Source organism: Bacillus sp. SRI_025, from assembly GCF_057592095.1.
Genome location: NZ_JBYEGB010000001.1, coordinates 750,653 through 767,396, shown reverse-complemented (window position 1 = coordinate 767,396; position 16,744 = coordinate 750,653). Strand labels below are relative to the sequence as shown.

The 16,744-nt window shown below is 41.7% G+C and carries 18 protein-coding genes and 1 riboswitch; of the genes, 17 read left to right on the top strand and 1 reads right to left on the bottom strand.

Translation table 11 applies throughout. The annotated features are described in order from the left end of the window. The first annotated feature begins 152 nt into the window (after window positions 1-152). The 11 genes from AC20OE_RS03945 to AC20OE_RS03895 all read left to right on the top strand — a co-directional run bounded on the left by AC20OE_RS03945 (window position 153) and on the right by AC20OE_RS03895 (window position 10,481). Window positions 153-1,028, top strand: a complete 876-nt coding sequence (locus AC20OE_RS03945; RefSeq protein ID WP_059377458.1) for an aldose 1-epimerase family protein — start codon at window positions 153-155, stop codon at window positions 1,026-1,028. Window positions 1,029-1,088: 60 nt separating this feature from the next. After that, complete coding sequence (gene deoR / locus AC20OE_RS03940; RefSeq protein WP_059377448.1) at window positions 1,089-2,033, top strand: DNA-binding transcriptional repressor DeoR; 945 nt, start codon at window positions 1,089-1,091, stop codon at window positions 2,031-2,033. Window positions 2,034-2,117: 84 nt separating this feature from the next. Further along, the gene (deoC, locus tag AC20OE_RS03935) at window positions 2,118-2,789 is read left to right on the top strand and encodes a deoxyribose-phosphate aldolase (RefSeq protein ID WP_039182640.1); all 672 of its coding nucleotides are present in this window, start codon (window positions 2,118-2,120) and stop codon (window positions 2,787-2,789) included. 166 nt (window positions 2,790-2,955) lie between these two features. After that, the gene (locus AC20OE_RS03930; protein ID WP_039182637.1) at window positions 2,956-4,137 is read left to right on the top strand and encodes a NupC/NupG family nucleoside CNT transporter; all 1,182 of its coding nucleotides are present in this window, start codon (window positions 2,956-2,958) and stop codon (window positions 4,135-4,137) included. A 25-nt stretch (window positions 4,138-4,162) separates the two neighbouring features. Continuing rightward, window positions 4,163-5,464, top strand: coding sequence for a pyrimidine-nucleoside phosphorylase (locus tag AC20OE_RS03925; protein WP_039182634.1), 1,302 nt, complete (start codon window positions 4,163-4,165; stop codon window positions 5,462-5,464). 181 nt (window positions 5,465-5,645) lie between these two features. Next, complete coding sequence (locus AC20OE_RS03920; RefSeq protein WP_080772274.1) at window positions 5,646-6,089, top strand: MarR family winged helix-turn-helix transcriptional regulator; 444 nt, start codon at window positions 5,646-5,648, stop codon at window positions 6,087-6,089. 13 nt (window positions 6,090-6,102) lie between these two features. Then, window positions 6,103-6,741: a nitroreductase family protein gene (locus tag AC20OE_RS03915; RefSeq protein ID WP_039182629.1), complete on the top strand. Its 639-nt coding sequence runs from the start codon at window positions 6,103-6,105 to the stop codon at window positions 6,739-6,741. A 25-nt stretch (window positions 6,742-6,766) separates the two neighbouring features. Continuing rightward, on the top strand, window positions 6,767-7,060 hold the full coding sequence (locus tag AC20OE_RS03910; protein WP_039182626.1) for a putative quinol monooxygenase: 294 nt from the start codon (window positions 6,767-6,769) through the stop codon (window positions 7,058-7,060). 188 nt (window positions 7,061-7,248) lie between these two features. Beyond that, window positions 7,249-9,630, top strand: coding sequence for an immune inhibitor A domain-containing protein (locus AC20OE_RS03905; protein ID WP_059377443.1), 2,382 nt, complete (start codon window positions 7,249-7,251; stop codon window positions 9,628-9,630). Window positions 9,631-9,849: 219 nt separating this feature from the next. Further along, the gene (locus AC20OE_RS03900; protein WP_047203551.1) at window positions 9,850-10,104 is read left to right on the top strand and encodes an ORF6C domain-containing protein; all 255 of its coding nucleotides are present in this window, start codon (window positions 9,850-9,852) and stop codon (window positions 10,102-10,104) included. Between the two features lie 5 nt (window positions 10,105-10,109). Next, window positions 10,110-10,481, top strand: a complete 372-nt coding sequence (locus AC20OE_RS03895; RefSeq protein WP_059377440.1) for a DUF1304 domain-containing protein — start codon at window positions 10,110-10,112, stop codon at window positions 10,479-10,481. A 35-nt stretch (window positions 10,482-10,516) separates the two neighbouring features. On the opposite strand, the gene AC20OE_RS03890 is transcribed toward AC20OE_RS03895, so the two are convergent. After that, the gene (locus tag AC20OE_RS03890) at window positions 10,517-10,681 is read right to left on the bottom strand and encodes a hypothetical protein (protein ID WP_003214630.1); all 165 of its coding nucleotides are present in this window, start codon (window positions 10,679-10,681) and stop codon (window positions 10,517-10,519) included. Between the two features lie 258 nt (window positions 10,682-10,939). Between AC20OE_RS03890 and AC20OE_RS03885 the strand changes: the two genes are divergently transcribed. The 6 genes from AC20OE_RS03885 to AC20OE_RS03860 all read left to right on the top strand — a co-directional run bounded on the left by AC20OE_RS03885 (window position 10,940) and on the right by AC20OE_RS03860 (window position 16,689). Further along, on the top strand, window positions 10,940-11,596 hold the full coding sequence (locus AC20OE_RS03885) for a type 1 glutamine amidotransferase domain-containing protein (RefSeq protein ID WP_099663832.1): 657 nt from the start codon (window positions 10,940-10,942) through the stop codon (window positions 11,594-11,596). Window positions 11,597-11,734: 138 nt separating this feature from the next. Continuing rightward, entirely contained in the window at window positions 11,735-12,862 is a 1,128-nt protein-coding gene (locus AC20OE_RS03880; protein ID WP_487268455.1) for a hypothetical protein, read from the top strand. Window positions 12,863-12,918: 56 nt separating this feature from the next. Then, a riboswitch (TPP riboswitch) is annotated at window positions 12,919-13,022 on the top strand. 87 nt (window positions 13,023-13,109) lie between these two features. Then, window positions 13,110-13,796: a thiaminase II gene (tenA, locus tag AC20OE_RS03875; protein ID WP_390272471.1), complete on the top strand. Its 687-nt coding sequence runs from the start codon at window positions 13,110-13,112 to the stop codon at window positions 13,794-13,796. After that, window positions 13,793-14,392, top strand: coding sequence for an ECF transporter S component (locus tag AC20OE_RS03870; protein WP_059377433.1), 600 nt, complete (start codon window positions 13,793-13,795; stop codon window positions 14,390-14,392). The genes tenA and AC20OE_RS03870 overlap by 4 nt, the downstream gene beginning before the upstream one ends. After that, the gene (locus tag AC20OE_RS03865; protein ID WP_487268452.1) at window positions 14,367-15,965 is read left to right on the top strand and encodes an ABC transporter ATP-binding protein; all 1,599 of its coding nucleotides are present in this window, start codon (window positions 14,367-14,369) and stop codon (window positions 15,963-15,965) included. Before AC20OE_RS03870 ends, AC20OE_RS03865 begins: the two co-directional genes overlap by 26 nt. Beyond that, the gene (locus AC20OE_RS03860) at window positions 15,955-16,689 is read left to right on the top strand and encodes an energy-coupling factor transporter transmembrane component T family protein (RefSeq protein WP_487268450.1); all 735 of its coding nucleotides are present in this window, start codon (window positions 15,955-15,957) and stop codon (window positions 16,687-16,689) included. Before AC20OE_RS03865 ends, AC20OE_RS03860 begins: the two co-directional genes overlap by 11 nt. The last annotated feature ends 55 nt before the right edge of the window (window positions 16,690-16,744 follow it).

Below are 16,744 nucleotides of genomic sequence, written 5' to 3'. Positions count from 1 at the left end.
CGAATCAGCATTACATTTTGTTGGCGAATTTCTGTCTTTTTTTAAATTTTTTTCATACGAAAAAAGAATTGGTGGGTGAAGAGATGTCGAATTTGATACTCAAAACCAAAATCCCTGTCATAATAAAAGAAGAAGGAAAGGGGATGTGTTGAATGAGAACGATCGAAAATGATCAGTTATTGGTTCAGATTCATGAAAAGGGAGCGGAAGTCAGGGAGGTGCTTGACAAGAAAAGCGGGCGTCACTATATGTGGTCTGGTGATCCAGCTTATTGGGGCAGGGTGTCGCCTGTCTTGTTTCCGATTGTTGGGCGATTAATGAATGATCAATACAAGATTGACGATCAAACCTTCGAGCTCACGCAGCATGGATTTTTGCGTGATGTCAATTTTGATTTATATGAAGAAACGGCGCATACGGTGGCCTTTCAATATGAATCAAGAGGCCGGCACGTGAAGCAATACCCGTATGAATTTACAGCACGTATTCGTTATGAACTATTGGAAAATGGACTGAAGATTTCCTGGGAAATTGATCATGACGGAGATGATACGATGTATTTCTCCATTGGAGGGCACCCAGCATTTCGTGTTCCTCTTGTTGAAGGTGAGCAAGCAGTAGATTATTCACTCACATTGACACCTTCGACTGAACATCTCCCTGTGCAATATGAACTGCGGAATTCACTTGTCAGAGAGAAAGGAAAAGGCATTGAGATTGAGCCGATCCAGCTTCGGCCAGAGCTTTTTCAGCATGATGCGATGATCTTTAGCCATATCAATCGAGTGTCTTTGACTTCTAGGGCAGGTCACGGAGTTGAGGTCGATCTCACTGGTTTTCCGTTCGTGGGCATTTGGTCGCCTTATGATCAAGAAAAAGGAACGATGGCTCCTTTTGTTTGTATTGAGCCGTGGTATGGCATCGCCGATATGGAAGGGACGAATGGGGAGTATAAAGAGAAGTTTGGCATTCAAACGTTAGAAATGAATGAGACCTTTCATGCAACGTATACCGTTTTCTTCAAATGAACAATTGTGCATGAAGAGGTGAACAATTTGTTATGATAGAAGAAAAAAGGGGGCGTATGAATGGATCGAGAGAAACAACAGCTGAGTATTGAAGCGGCAAGGCTTTACTATTTGTCTGATTACAGCCAGCAGGAAATTGCCAAGCAGCTCAACTTGTCGAGACCGACTGTATCTCGGCTGCTTCAATATGCGAAAGAAAAGGGATACGTCCAAATTACGGTGATGGATCCGTTCGAGGATTTAAACGAGCTTTCTTCATTGCTCAAGGAAAAATATGACCTACTCGAAGCTCATGTGGTGTTTTCGCCAAAGGACGACTATCCAACCATCACCGATTATTTGAGCCGATTTGGTGCAGATTACTTGCAAGAAACGGTGAAAGACGGTGATATCGTTGGCGTGAGCTGGGGAACGACTATGTATCAAATTGCACAAAAGATGCAACCTAAACAGGTAAAAGGTGTAGAGGTTGTCCAGCTCAAGGGCGGAATCAGCCATTCTCATGTGAATACATATTCTGCGGAAACCATTCAGTTGTTTGCGGAGGCCTTTCAAACAGCACCGCGCTATTTGCCGCTTCCTGTTGTATTTGATAGTGCTGCTGTCAAGGAAATGGTGGAGCAGGACAGACATATTCAGCGAATTATTGAAATGGGCAAGCAGGCAAATATCGCTGTGTTTACTGTTGGAACGGTAAGAGATGAGGCACTTTTGTTCAGACTAGGTTATTTCCGTGAAGAAGAAAAAGCGCTCCTCAAGGCATCCAGTGTCGGAGACATTTGCTCGCGTTTTTATGATCAAGATGGACGCATTTGCAGTAAAGCCATTAACAATCGCACAATTGGTGTGGAGCTAGATGATTTAAGGAAAAAAGAACGATCCATTCTTGTCGCTGGCGGTCATCGAAAGGTGGCTTCTATACACGGCGCACTAAGAGGAAAATATGCGAATGTATTGATCATCGATCAGCACACAGCGAGGGCTCTTTTAAATGTCACAAAATAGATGAACAAAATTTCATAACCATGTTTACAATTGTTCATCCGTCATATATGATGAAAGTATCATAATTAAAAGGAAGTGTGAAGCATGACGATAGCAAAGCTCATTGATCATACAGCACTAAAACCAGATACATCTAGAGCTGCAATTATGCAGTTACTTGAAGAAGCAAAGACTCATCAATTTGCATCTGTTTGCGTGAACCCAACTTGGGTATCTCTTGCGTCGAAAGAACTAGCAGGAACAGGTGTTGATGTATGTACAGTCATCGGTTTCCCGTTAGGCGCAAACACAACAGCGGTGAAAGCATTCGAAACAAAGGATGCGATTGAAAACGGTGCAACAGAAGTGGACATGGTCATCAATGTTGCCGCATTGAAAGACGGCGAATATGATGTGGTTGAACAAGATATTCGTGCAGTTGTAGACGCAGCAAAAGGCAAAGCATTAGTGAAAGTTATCATTGAAACATGTTTACTTACTGATGAAGAAAAAGTCAAAGCTTGTGAGCTTTCAGTGAAAGCGGGCGCTGATTTTGTGAAAACATCGACTGGATTTAGTACAGGCGGTGCAACAGCTGAGGACATCGCATTAATGCGTAAAACAGTAGGACCTGACATCGGTGTGAAAGCATCAGGCGGCGTGAGAACAAAAGAAGACGTTGAGGCAATGACAGCTGCAGGTGCTACCCGTATTGGCGCGAGTGCAGGCGTTTCCATTATCAAAGGGGATCAATCATCTCCTTCGAAAGACTATTAATTCATACGATCCTATGGTAGGATAACATTCATGACTCATAAATGATGAAAAAGTCATATGCGGAAGGACCTCTCTTCTGGGAATTTCTTCCGCGTTTTGTTTACGAAATAGGGTTTGTTCCATACAAGCGCATTAATGTAAACGAATTCATTCAAGGAGGAAAAACATGAAATACGTGATTGGTATCATCGGTTTGCTAGTGATTCTGGCCATTGCATGGCTGGCTAGTAATGGGAAAAAACGAGTGAAATTCCGTCCAGTAATTGTCATGATTGTACTGCAATTTATTTTAGGTTATATTCTGCTCAATACAGGTGTTGGAAACTTCCTAGTCGGAGGCTTTGCAAAAGGATTCCAAATGCTTCTAGGCTATGCCGGCGAAGGAATCAACTTTGTATTTGGCGGGTTAATGAATGATAAAGCGTCTACGTTCTTCATCAATGTTTTACTGCCGATCGTTTTTATCTCAGCGTTAATCGGTATCCTGCAGCATTGGCGTATTCTTCCGCTTATCGTACGTGGAATCGGATATTTGCTTAGTAAAGTAAACGGTATGGGAAAACTAGAATCTTACAACGCAGTAGCGTCTGCGATTTTAGGTCAATCAGAAGTCTTTATTTCTATTAAGAAACAACTTGGATTATTACCACAGCAGCGTCTTTATACATTATGTGCATCTGCAATGTCGACAGTATCGATGTCGATTGTTGGTGCGTACATGCAAATGATTAAACCAGAGTACGTGGTTACAGCACTTGTGCTGAACCTATTTGGTGGATTTATTATCGCATCGATCATCAATCCATATGAAGTGTCTAAGGACGAAGACATGCTTGAAGTCGTTGAGGAAGAACGACAATCCTTCTTCGAAATGCTTGGCGAATATATTATGGATGGTTTCAAAGTAGCGATTGTTGTTGCTGCAATGTTGATTGGATTCGTTGCATTAATTGCGATGATTAACGGTATCTTTACAGCTGCCATCGGTGTTTCTTTCCAAGATGTACTTGGATATGTCTTTGCTCCATTTGCGTTCATTGTTGGTGTTCCTTGGAGCGAAGCGGTACAAGCAGGAAGCATTATGGCGACCAAAATGGTATCTAACGAATTTGTGGCAATGCAAATTCTATCCGGTGATGCTTTCCAATTCAGTGCTCGTACAGAAGCGATCATTTCTGTATTCCTTGTATCATTCGCTAACTTCTCTTCTATCGGTATCATTGCAGGAGCAGTCAAAGGCTTAAACGAAAAGCAAGGGAACGTTGTCGCACGCTTTGGATTAAAGCTGTTATTCGGTGCAACTCTTGTCAGCTTCTTAACAGCAGGCGTTGTTGGTTTAATTTTCTAATTTTAAAAAAGGAATGGTGAAAACAATGAGAATGGTAGATATCATTGCGAAAAAACGTGACGGAAAAGAATTATCTTCAGAGGAAATTTCTTTCTTTGTCAAAGGTTATACGGACGGAACAATTCCTGACTACCAAGCAAGTGCCTTGGCTATGGCAATTTTCTTCCAAGATATGACGGATCAAGAACGTGCAGACTTAACACTCGCTATGGCGAACTCAGGAGATACAATTGACCTGTCTGCTATTGAGGGTATTAAAGTAGACAAGCACTCAACAGGTGGTGTAGGTGATACAACTACGCTTGTACTCGCTCCTCTTGTTGCGGCACTAGATGTACCTGTTGCGAAAATGTCTGGGCGCGGCCTTGGGCATACAGGCGGTACAGTGGACAAGCTTGAAGCGGTCAAAGGCTTCCATGTAGAAATTACAAAAGACGAATTCATCGAGCTCGTGAACCGTCATAAAGTAGCGGTTATTGGTCAATCAGGCAACCTGACACCAGCTGATAAAAAGCTGTATGCTCTTCGTGATGTGACAGGAACTGTTAACTCAATTCCGCTTATTGCAAGCTCCATTATGAGTAAGAAAATTGCTGCTGGTGCAGATGCGATTGTACTTGATGTGAAAACAGGCGCAGGTGCTTTCATGAAAACACCAGAAGACTCAGAGAAGCTTGCAAAAGCCATGGTGCGCATCGGAAACAACGTTGGCAGACAAACGATGGCGGTCATCTCTGACATGTCTCAGCCGCTAGGATTAGCGATTGGAAATTCCCTTGAAGTGAAAGAAGCAATTGATACGCTTCGAGGCGAAGGTCCTGAAGACTTAAACGAGCTTGTGCTCACATTAGGAAGTCAAATGGTCGTTCTTGCGAAAAAAGCAGACACACTTGATGAAGCAAGAGAAAAGCTGATTGAAGTGATGAAAAACGGCAAAGCACTTGAGAAATTCAAGGAATTCTTAGAAAACCAAGGTGGAGACAGCTCAATTGTGGATCAGCCTGAAAAACTGCCGCAAGCACCTTACAAAATCGAAGTACCTGCAAAAGAATCAGGTGTCGTAGCTGAAATCGTCGCGGACGAAATCGGTGTTGCAGCGATGATTCTTGGAGCAGGACGCGCAACAAAAGAGGACGATATCGACTTATCTGTCGGCATCATGCTGAACAAAAAAGTGGGCGATCGTGTTGAAAAAGGAGATTCACTTGTGACACTGCATGCGAATCGAGAAGATGTTGCAAATGTGATGGAGAAAATTTATGACAACATCCGCATCGCTGATCATGCCGATGCACCAACTTTGATCCACACGGTCATTACTGAATAAAGAAAAAGGACAAAAGTGATTCGTCGCTTTTGTCTTTTTTTATGCTCGTCATTTTCTATTGAAATAAAAAAATTCACTTTATGAAACAAACCTCTTGCAATCATCAAACAATGGGTGTATATTAATTGACGAGTCAATGATTGATATATCAAGTAATTGATTTCCGAATAGAAAAGAGGGGATGGCATTGACTGCATTTTGCTCTGAAGAGGCAGAGGTATTATATCGTTTGCAGTGCGTGAACCGTATGATGGGCGTGAAGTTCGAAGCATGCACGGGCATCAGCCAATCAAGACTTGAGTTGTTATCGCTGTTATTCCAAGCCGATGAAATCAGCCAATCAGATTTGCAGAAAAAAGTAAATATTGATAGTGCAGCTGTGACGCGTCACTTGAAACAGTTAGAAACAAAAGGAATGGTCACACGCAGAAGAAAACCAGAAGACAATCGAGTCACACTTGTTCGCTTAACAGACGAAGGCAGAACAAGAATCGAAGCTTCTAAAATAGAAAAAGAACGATTTATCTCAGAAATGCTTGAAAACGTAAGTGAAGAAGAACGAAGGCTTCTCACTGATGTGCTCATCCGTATACAACAAAACATCGAAAAGATTCAAACAACCTAAAGGAGTGTTACACATGGCTACAACATTAAAAACAAACGATTTTATGGAAATTATGAAAGGGCGCCGCTCTATTCGTAACTATGATCCATCTGTGAAAATCAGCAAAGAAGAAATGACAGAGATTTTAGAAGAAGCAACAACTGCACCATCATCAGTGAATGCACAGCCTTGGCGCTTCATGGTGATTGACAGCCCAGAAGGAAAAGAAAAGCTTGCACCACTTGCAAAATTCAACCAAACACAAGTGTCAACATCAGCAGCTGTCATTGCAGTTTTTGCAGATATGAAAAGCGATGAATACTTAGAAGAAATTTATTCAAAAGCAGTAGAGCATGGCTACATGCCGCAAGAAGTGAAAGAAAGACAAATTGCTGCATTAACTGCACACTTTGAGGTTCTTCCAGAGCAAGTGAACCGCGAAACAATTTTAATTGACGGTGGGATTGTGTCTATGCAGCTTATGCTTGCTGCACGTGCACACGGTTATGATACAAATCCAATTGGCGGATATGATAAAGAAGTCATTGCTGAAACATTTGGCTGGGATAAAGAACGTTATGTACCAGTCATGCTGCTATCAATTGGGAAAGCAGCTGACGAAGGCTATGCATCTTACCGTTTACCGGTTGATCGTATTGCTGAGTGGAAATAATATCTTTTCAAAAGGAGACGATCAAATGATTATTATTCATGCAGGGATGACCATTCATCCAGAAAAAGAAAACGTATTTTTAGAAGAAATCAACGAATTAATGAAAGCTTCACAGGCTGAAGAAGGCAATGTTTCCTACAAGCTGTTCAAGGATACAGATAAGGAAAATACCTTTTTAATGGTAGAAGTGTGGAAAGATGACGCTGCGGTTCAAAGCCATAATGCAAGTGCTCATTTCCAGGCTTTCGTAGCGAAGGCAAAAGAATTCTTAGCCGCTCCACTTGACGTGGTTGCCTTTCAAGGCCAGCAGCTTTCATAGAAAAACAACAAACACCCTAGGCGATTATCGCCTAGGGTTCTTTTATTTCGGAATATGGTTTCACCCATTTCATTTACGTATTGTGCATTTTCCACAAAATTTCTGAAAATAAAATGTTTTTCGACTTAACTATATTGGAATATGCTAGAATTAGATATTATTTATTACCAAAATAGGGAGGAACCAATATGAAACAAGGGAAATGGACGAAAATTGCACTAACCGCTGTGCTAAGTTTAGGCACATTGACAGCTTTCAGCACCCCTCTATCTGCCCACACCACAGAAAAATCAACATCCTCTGACGGCGGTCACTATTCAGGTATTCCATTTGACTCAAGCGTCGTAAATGAAGACCGTCTCGTCAAAGCCTTGAAAAAACAAGGAAAGATCAAAAAGAATGCTAATGAGGCAGAAACCCAAAAAGCATTAAAGAACTATCTAAAGAAAAAAGAAGAATCGGCAATGAAACAAAGTGCCAGCACTTTAACAGAAGAGCCTGAATTCCTCAAAGAATACAAACAAGAGGTACATAACAAACTTGCCAAAAAGAAAAAGTTAAAGAAGCATAAAGGAAAAGAAGGCAATCAAGTAAAACCGGTCAAAAAGGAAAAGTATAAAGGTGACGTCCGCAATGATAAGGTATTGGTTTTATTAGTAGATTTTAAAGATTATAAGCATAATAGTATCAAAAAAGAAGAGACTGATATGTATTATGACAAGTTTGATCAACAGCATTATCAAGATATGCTTTTCGGAAAAAATGGCTACATCGGTCCAGATGGGAAACGAAAAGTATCCATGAAGCAATATTATGAAAAGCAATCCGGCGGCAGTTACACAGTCAGTGGAACAGTTGCAGGATGGTATACAGCGAAGCATGAAGCAGCATATTACGGCGGGAACGTACCTGACGATTCAGGCAGTGACGGCAGACCGCGCGAATTGGTAAAAGAAGCACTCGAAGCAGCAGCCAAAGATCCGAATGTTGATCTCGGCGAGTATGATCAATGGGACCGCTATGATATTGATGGCGACGGTGTTTATAACGAGCCAGACGGCATCATTGACCATCTGATGGTCGTTCACGCGGGTGTAGGTGAAGAAGCAGGCGGCGGACAACTTGGCGCTGATGCGATTTGGTCACACCGCTGGTCACTTGGTGATGTATTTGAAATTCCGGATACTGAATCTGAAGTCGGGCAAGGCGGGAAAATAGGCGCATTGGATTACACCATTGAGCCTGAAGATGGCGCAGCAGGTGTGTTTACACATGAATTCGGACATGATCTTGGTCTTCCTGACGAGTACGATACACAGTACACAGGCAACGGAGAGCCCGTTTCTTATTGGTCGATCATGTCAAGCGGAAGCTGGGCAGGTAAAGTTCCTGGTACGGAACCAACAGGCTTTAGCCCATATGCGAAAGAAATGCTTCAAAATCTGCATGGGGGCAACTGGCTTTCTGGACAAACCATCGATGGTAAAACATTAAAGAAAAGCAAAACCGTCTTAATTGATGAAGCAGCAACAAAAGGAACGAACCATGATGCCGTTCGAGTAGATTTACCAGATAAAGAGATTGTCGTCACGACACCTGCTCAAGGAAAATATTCGTACTTCAGCGGAACGGGTGACAATTTGAATGCAACCATGACGACAACAGGTATTGATTTATCAAAAGGAAGCAAAGCAGAGCTGACATTTAAAGCGTGGTACGATATTGAAGAAGATTATGATTATGCGTATGTCGAAGTGCGTGAAACAGGGACTGATCAATGGAAGACCATCGCGGGTAACATCACGAATGATCGAAATGAAGCAGGTGCAAACGAAGGCAATGGCATCGATGGAAAATCAGACGGCTGGGTAGATGCATCCTTTGACCTGTCTGCTTATGCAGGGAAGAAAATCGACCTGCAATTCCGTTACACAACCGATGCAGGCTATTCACTTCCAGGTTTATTCGTAGATGATCTGAACGTCAAAGCAGACGGAACGAACGTATGGTCAGATGATGCCGAGGGTACATCTACTTTTACCTTTAATGGATTCTCAAAATCTAATGGAAAACAATATGCAGCACAATACTATTTACTAGAGTGGCGCTCTTATGCTGATGTCGATAAAGGCTTAAAGCATATTAAACGCGGTGCAAGTCTGATGAGCTATAATAACGGTTTGGTCGTGTGGTTAGTCGATCAATCATACAGTGATAACTGGGTTGGAAAGCATCCGGGGAACGGCTTCCTTGGCGTAGTAGATGCAGATCAGCAAGTATTAAAATGGAGTGACGGTTCCATTGCCGCCACAGGCTTCCAAGTACATGATGCAGCATTCTCTTTGAATCCAAGTACAAAGCTGAATATCGATTATACAGCAACAACGGGCTTAACTTTGCAAGATCGCTACATTCGCCCGACTCGTACATTTAGTGATAAAAAGAACTATGTGAATCCAAACAACCCAGATGCAGGACGCGATGTACCGAACTATGGATTATCCTTTAAAGTCGTTGGACAAAGTAAGGATCGTTCTGTTGGAAAGGTGTTAATTTCGAAAAGTAACTAAATAGAAAGCCGGATTCTACTATTGAATCCGGCTTTTTGATATGTGAGGAAAGGATAATAAGGACACTATAATAAGGACACGATTTGGTTTTTAATCGAATGTCTGTTCTTTTTTATTTTGATATCCGATTGAAACCATTATATAATAGAGCCTGGAAGGTTTTTCTTTCAACCATGATTCTTTTAGCTGTTAAAACAAAGGAAAGGATGAGCGTTACCAATGAGTTATGTCACTGCCAAGCAATTAAAGGTGATTCGAGGGACGATGCAGACTTTTTGCAGCCATTTGGAGTATGATGGTCATGGTAAGCTTCATATCAATACCATCATGGCTTTTATTAAAAAGGAATTCGGCGTGAGAAAAATGAAAGACATTCCACAAAGTCGCTTTACAGAAGCCCTAGAATTAATACAAGACTTTGATTTATACACGGATAAAATAGAAATTCGTGAACGTCTATCAGAAAGGAATTAACTAAATTGAATATTTTAGCAATGATTTTAGTAGGAATTGTCGCATTAGAACACATTGTCATCATGTTATTAGAAATGTTTTTTATGGAATCAAAGATGGCGAAGAGATCTTTTAAGCTGCCAGAACACTTGCAAAAAGATTCAAATGTCAAAGTGATGTTTGCTAATCAGGGGCTTTATAACGGGTTTTTAGCAGCAGGACTCATTTGGGGACTCATTCTTGGATCGAATACCGTTGGATATATGATTCAGCTATTTTTCATTCTTTGTGTGATCATCGCAGCAGTATTTGGCGGTGTAACATCCAATAAATCAATTATCATCAAACAAGGAGTACCAGCGCTTCTTGCATTAATTGCACTGATGCTGGCGATCTAATCTTAAATAAAGCCGCCCCTAGAAAAGGGCGGCTTTTATCTTTTTCGAAGTCCCATCAAACGAATAATGGATGTCAGACAAAGGGCAACAGCAACGGCCAAAATGATTTTTCCGTACATGACCCCTGTTAGGTTCATCAAAAAGACGGCCAATATAATACAGAGCGTGATGATGATCATCACAATCGAATAGGTTTTCATCTCTTTTTCCACTCCTTTAAAAATCTCCTCATGTGACACGAGAGATCTGTCAATCTTTCCTCATATTATATCACTCAATGACAATTTTACATGAAATTCCCTACCAATAGAATGTGACATATTGATTAGATTTTGAGTCATACCATATTTTTTAGAAAATCGGGTATAACATAAAGAACTGACCTAAAGTCATATTGCTTGATATTTAATTGTGCAAAATATAAAATAACCACAGGATAAATCGAAAGGATGATCAAGATGAGTAAGAAAGTGTTATTAGTATCGACAAGCAGCCCAGAAATGAATGGACATCCAACAGGCTTATGGTTAGAAGAGTTAGCAGAGCCATTTCATATTTTTAAAGAAAATGAACTAGAAGTACAAATTGTCTCTATTCAAGGCGGTACTGTACCAATTGACAAAAATTCAATTCCTGAAGGTGTCCCAGCGCAATATCAAGATGTGTATGAACTACTTCAAGACACAAAGGCGCTTACAGATGTGAATCCAGCTGATTATGACGGCATTTTCTTTGCTGGGGGACACGGCCCTATGATCGACTTTGCGTCTAATCAATTGGTAGCGGATGCGATCTTAGCGGTTTCAGATAAAAATGGTGCGATCGGAGCCGTTTGTCATGGTGTTTCAGCATTCGTTGATGTGAAGGACGAAAATGGCAAATCATTTATCGAAGGCAAAAAAATCACAGGCTTCACCAACGAAGAAGAGGAAGCCGTGCAGCTGACACCAAAGGTTCCATTTTTATTGGAAACAAAACTTCGTGAGCAGGGGGCAGCGTTTGAAAAAGGAGATGCCTTTGCGCCATTTGCTGTCGTTGACGGACAAATCATTACTGGACAAAACCCAGGATCAAGTGCAGAAACAGCACGTTTGTTTGTTAAAACTATTGCATAAAACGATCAAAAACCAGCCGTTACATGCGGCTGGTTTTTTTTTTATAAAAATGTCCCAAAAAAGACCAAAACAATGATTGGAATAATGGTAAAATTATCACAGGGTAAAAAACCCAAAAGAGGAAAAGGGGATGTTCCTGTGAGAGCATTTTATGTCAAAATCACTGCAGCTTTACAGTCTGTTTTACTCATCGCAACAGGTTTGTTTTCACCAGCATTAAAAGCAGAAGAAGCACCAAAATCAAGTGGGAAACAATCACTACTGACAGAAAAAGCGATTCAGCAAGTGCAAGAGTCGTTTTTGAAGCAGGACGAAGGAACCGCTATCCAACAGAAGCAAGTGAAAAAATCATTTAAAGTGAATAAGAAGAAAGGAATCAGTATCAAACGAAAAGCTGCTAAAGATGGCAAAATGCGCACGTCTGCCGTTCGCTCCATTGATGGACTAGCCATAAATCAATCGGCTGTCTTAACAGAGGAAGACCCAGTTGATTTATGGTTTTTAAGCACATCTTCACCTCAGGCACTCATCAGCCGGATTACTTCTTCAAACCCTGATTATTTCGTTCAATTGTTTGTTGTTGATTATGAAACAGGACAAGCCTACCCAACGGATCTTATTCAACCGGCAGGCAGTCTGCTTGCGTTAAGCAATTTACCAGCGGGTGATTATGCGTTTGGTATTACCAGTGGTGGAGACTTTGGAGACTCATATACATTACAGGTAAATGCCAAAAACCCACCAAATTTCACAGGTGCTGAATCCCTGTCATCAACATTGCAATACTTTGTCGCTACGTATGCCAATGGGGATGTTTTCGCAAATGGTACAAAAGTGTATAACAAACAATCTAAGACCGCCGATTATAAATGGGAGCGTGTATTTTACTTCTCATATGATGGAAAATATGAACAGAGAACTCATTCTGTTGACAGTGTGAAGGTGAAAAGTATTTCGGCACCAGTGTCGTACTCTGCTCCATACGCAAGTTCCTCAGAGGCCATTCTCGTCTACTTAGATGTGGAGACTTTATTTATGTATCATGAATCATCGTTTGCTAGCGGGCAGTACTACCATAGTAGCTTTGTTGATACACTTGGGAAGACAACACCAAGACGCTTAGATATTGATGATATGACAAATTACGGTGATCATATTTTAGCTGTAGATTTAAAAACAGGAAAGCCAATTGATTTCTTCAGTGTGTTGAATTTCTACTATGCTGCAGGAATCGAGAAACTGCCAACAATCAGAACGTTGAATTAAGAAAGGCGGTTGACATCAAATCGCCACATGTGTAGAGTAAAGATAATTAAATGACAAAAGTCCACTAGGGGAGTCATGTATGACTGAGACAAGAGAAAATCTTGGACCCTTTGAACCTGATCTAGTTCGTACTAGCGGAGGGAAGTGGAGCTGGACCTTGTCTTATTCATGATTGAATCGATAAGAAGGCCGCTCCATTTGGGGTGGCTTTTTCATTTATTCAACTGAAGAAGAGGAGGCTTTTTTTATGACATTTTCTACGCAATTAAGGAAAGAAGCAGAACCGTTATTTGAAGCCATTTATCAGCATCCGTTCGTTAGAGGCCTGGCAGCAGGAAAGCTGGAAAAGGAACAGATCATTCATTATGTCAAACAGGATGCAGAATACTTACAAGCATTCATTAAAATTTATGCAGCAGCGCTCAGCAGATGTACAGACAGAGAGGATATTGCGTTTTTTCATCAGCAGATTGCGTTTGTACTAGATAGTGAAACGCACCCTCATCAAAACCTTTGCCGAGTGGCAGGAGTAGCGTATGATGAGCTCCAAGGTGCTTCTTTGGCTCCGAGTGCTCATCACTATATTCATCACATGCTGCAAGTCGCACAGGAAGGTACGCTTGGTGAAATCATCGCTGTCCTGCTTCCATGTCCTTGGACATATTGGGAAATAGGGAAACGAATGCTCACAGATGTGCAGCCAGACCTGTCACATCCGTTTTATGAATGGATCACGTTTTATGGAGGGTTAACCGATTCTGTCACAGGTGAGCTTTGCAAACGGCTCGATCAATTGGCAGAAGCAGCAAGTGAGAAGGAAAAGGAAAAAATGAAACAGCATTTTATCTTAAGCTGCCAGCTCGAGTACAAGTTTTGGGAAATGGCCTTTACTGTTGAAGAGTGGCCAGTTCAACTGGAGGTGCATACATCATGACATGGAAGATGAAAGAAGTCGTCCTTGCCGTGATTTTATCCGTTGCGTGCGGTGTGATCTATTTAGGATGGTCCACACTTTACTTACCGATTACAGCACTTGTTGGCCCAGCAGGAGGCAATATCATGTTTGGAATATGGGTCATTGCCAGTCCAATCGTTGCGTATATCATTCAAAAGCCGGGGGCTGCCCTGATTGCGGAAACAGCTGCCGCGGCTGTGGAATTATTGACAGGCAGCCACTTCGGACTTTCAGCTCTGCTGATTGGTGTATGCCAAGGGCTTGGGGCAGAAATCGCCTTCGCTCTTTTTGGGTATAAACGATACCGCATGTGGACACTGATGCTGTCTGGTGCCTTTGCCGCTATCGGAGCGATGGCGTACAGTCTCGTGGCAAATGGCTTCGGATATTATACGCCTCAAGTTTTACTTATGACGCTTGTGACTCAAATCATTAGTGGAATGATACTTGGCGGATGCCTTGCGAAAGTGGTGGTGGAGGCACTATCCAAAACTGGTGTACTCAATCAATATGCCATCATGAAAGAAAAACGAAATAAAGGTGAACAGCATGAATTCATTTCTCGCGTGCAATGATCTGACTGTCCGTTTTTATGAACAGCCTAAGCCAGTTTTGCATCAAATCTCTCTTACGATTCAAAAAGGGGAAAAGGTGCTTATTTTAGGACCGAGCGGAAGCGGGAAATCCACGCTCATTTCGGTTCTGGCTGGAATCATTCCAGAGCATGTGGAAGCTGACATGCAGGGCGAAGTGGTGTTACAAAGACATACAGGCGTCATGTTTCAAGATCCAGACTCTCAGTTTTGTATGCACCGCGTCAATGAAGAAATTGCCTTTAGCTTAGAGAATCGTTCCGTCCCACGTGAAGAGATGGATGACATCATTCAGCAGCTCATGCAAAAAGTCCAACTGAATGTCGATCCGCATACAGAGATTCACACTTTATCTGGCGGCATGAAGCAGCGATTGGCACTTGCTTGTTTACTAGCATTACAGCCGGATGTTCTATTCTTTGATGAACCAACCGCACAGCTTGACCCGGCAGGTAGAATGGACATATTTCAACTGCTGCAGCAGCTTGCAGCCGATCAGCAGCAAACCATGATTTTTGTAGAGCATGTGCTTGACGGAGTCATCGAATGGATGGATCGGGTGATTTTATTAGATGATCAAGGCAGCATTTTAGCAGATGGAGCTCCAAAAGATGTGCTCGTGACATATGAGGAAGAAATGAAAGAGGCAGGAATTTGGCGGCCAAAATTATTTCCCGAGAAATGGTCCACGATTATTCAAGATCCATTTCATCCACTGAGTCAAACCTTTATGCAAACCTATGAAGCAAGAAAAGCGCAGCATGAAAAAGTGCCGTCAATCGAACGAGAGACAATGATTCGTACAGAAAATCTTCAATTAAGCTACGGGAAAAAAAGGATTATGAGTAACCTTCAGCTTGATATCAAAGCAGGAGATTGGGTGGCGATTATTGGAGAAAATGGGAGCGGAAAAAGTACGTTTCTCAAACATTTGATCCGCTTAGAGCCAGCTAAAAAAGGTCATATTTTCTTAAAAGAAACAAACCTTAAAAAATGGTCTGACCGACTACTCTATGAAAAAGCAGGATTTGTGTTTCAAAATCCGGAGCTTCAATTTATACAAGACACAGTATTCGATGAAATTGCCTTTGGCGGCAGACAGCGAAACTGGCCAGAATCAGTCGTACAAGAAAAAACGGCCCAGCTACTGAAAGAGTTCGGTTTAGAGAAGCATGCAAAAGCACATCCCTTCACCTTAAGTTTAGGGCAAAAAAGAAGATTGAGTGTTGCCACGATGCTCCTTTTTGATCAAGATGTATTGCTGTTAGATGAACCGACTTTCGGGCAGGATGAAAAAACGGCGAAGGAATTAATGAGGCGTTTAAAAGAACGGCAGCGCCAAGGCACGACCATTGTGATGGTTACACATGATATGGAGCTTGTCGATGAATGTGCCGATCAAGTGCTTCTTTTTCATCAAGGCAAGCATGTATATGATGGTCCCCCTTATGATTTATTTTCAAATCAGGAACTTGTCGATGCTTATCAGCTGAGAGCTCCTTTACATTATCGCTATGTGGCAGAAAGAAAGGATGTGCTGACGATTGCAAAGTAATCATTCCTTTCTTTCTACTGTGAATCCAGTCATGAAATTACTCGCTCACCTGCTTGCGATGGGCTGCCTCATGGCGATATCTGATCCTAAAACAACCTTTATCATCTGGCTGTTTGCTCTTGGCATTGGACTTGTTTTAGGTGGATGGAATATGAAGTATCTCATCACAAGGCTTGTCCCTTATCTGCTCTTTTTTATTCTCGTGTTCTGGATGATGGCGGCCTTCGGCAAGGGGGATCATACTGTTTGGAAGTGGGCGTGGTTTCATATCACGGAGGAGAGTTTAAGAAATGGTCTCACCATCGCTTTCAGAATGCTTGGATTTGTAACATTTGGCCTCCTTTTTACGTCCACAACAGATTTGACGGCATTTATGATGAGTTTGATTCATCAATGCCGAATGTCCCCAAAATGGGCGTATGGAATGCTTGCCGGTTTCCGGTTTATTCCGTTATTTCAAAGTGAATTAAAACAAATGAAAGCTGCACATAAAATCAGAGGCTACAAGCAAAAAAACAGTTGGAAGGCCTTTATGCGTTATGCATTACCTCTTTTTACGCAGGGCGTACGAAAATCAGAACGCTTAGCGATTGCAATGGAAGCCAGGGGCTTCACAGGGACGAGAGAGCGAACGTATTATCACATCATCAGCACCTCATGGATTGACTATATATATCTTTTTCTCATCGGTATTAGTGTCTTCATGTGCATTTACCTTGTTTAAAAAACAACCACATTCTCTTGATAGAATGTGGGCTTTTTATATGTCTTAGGTCATT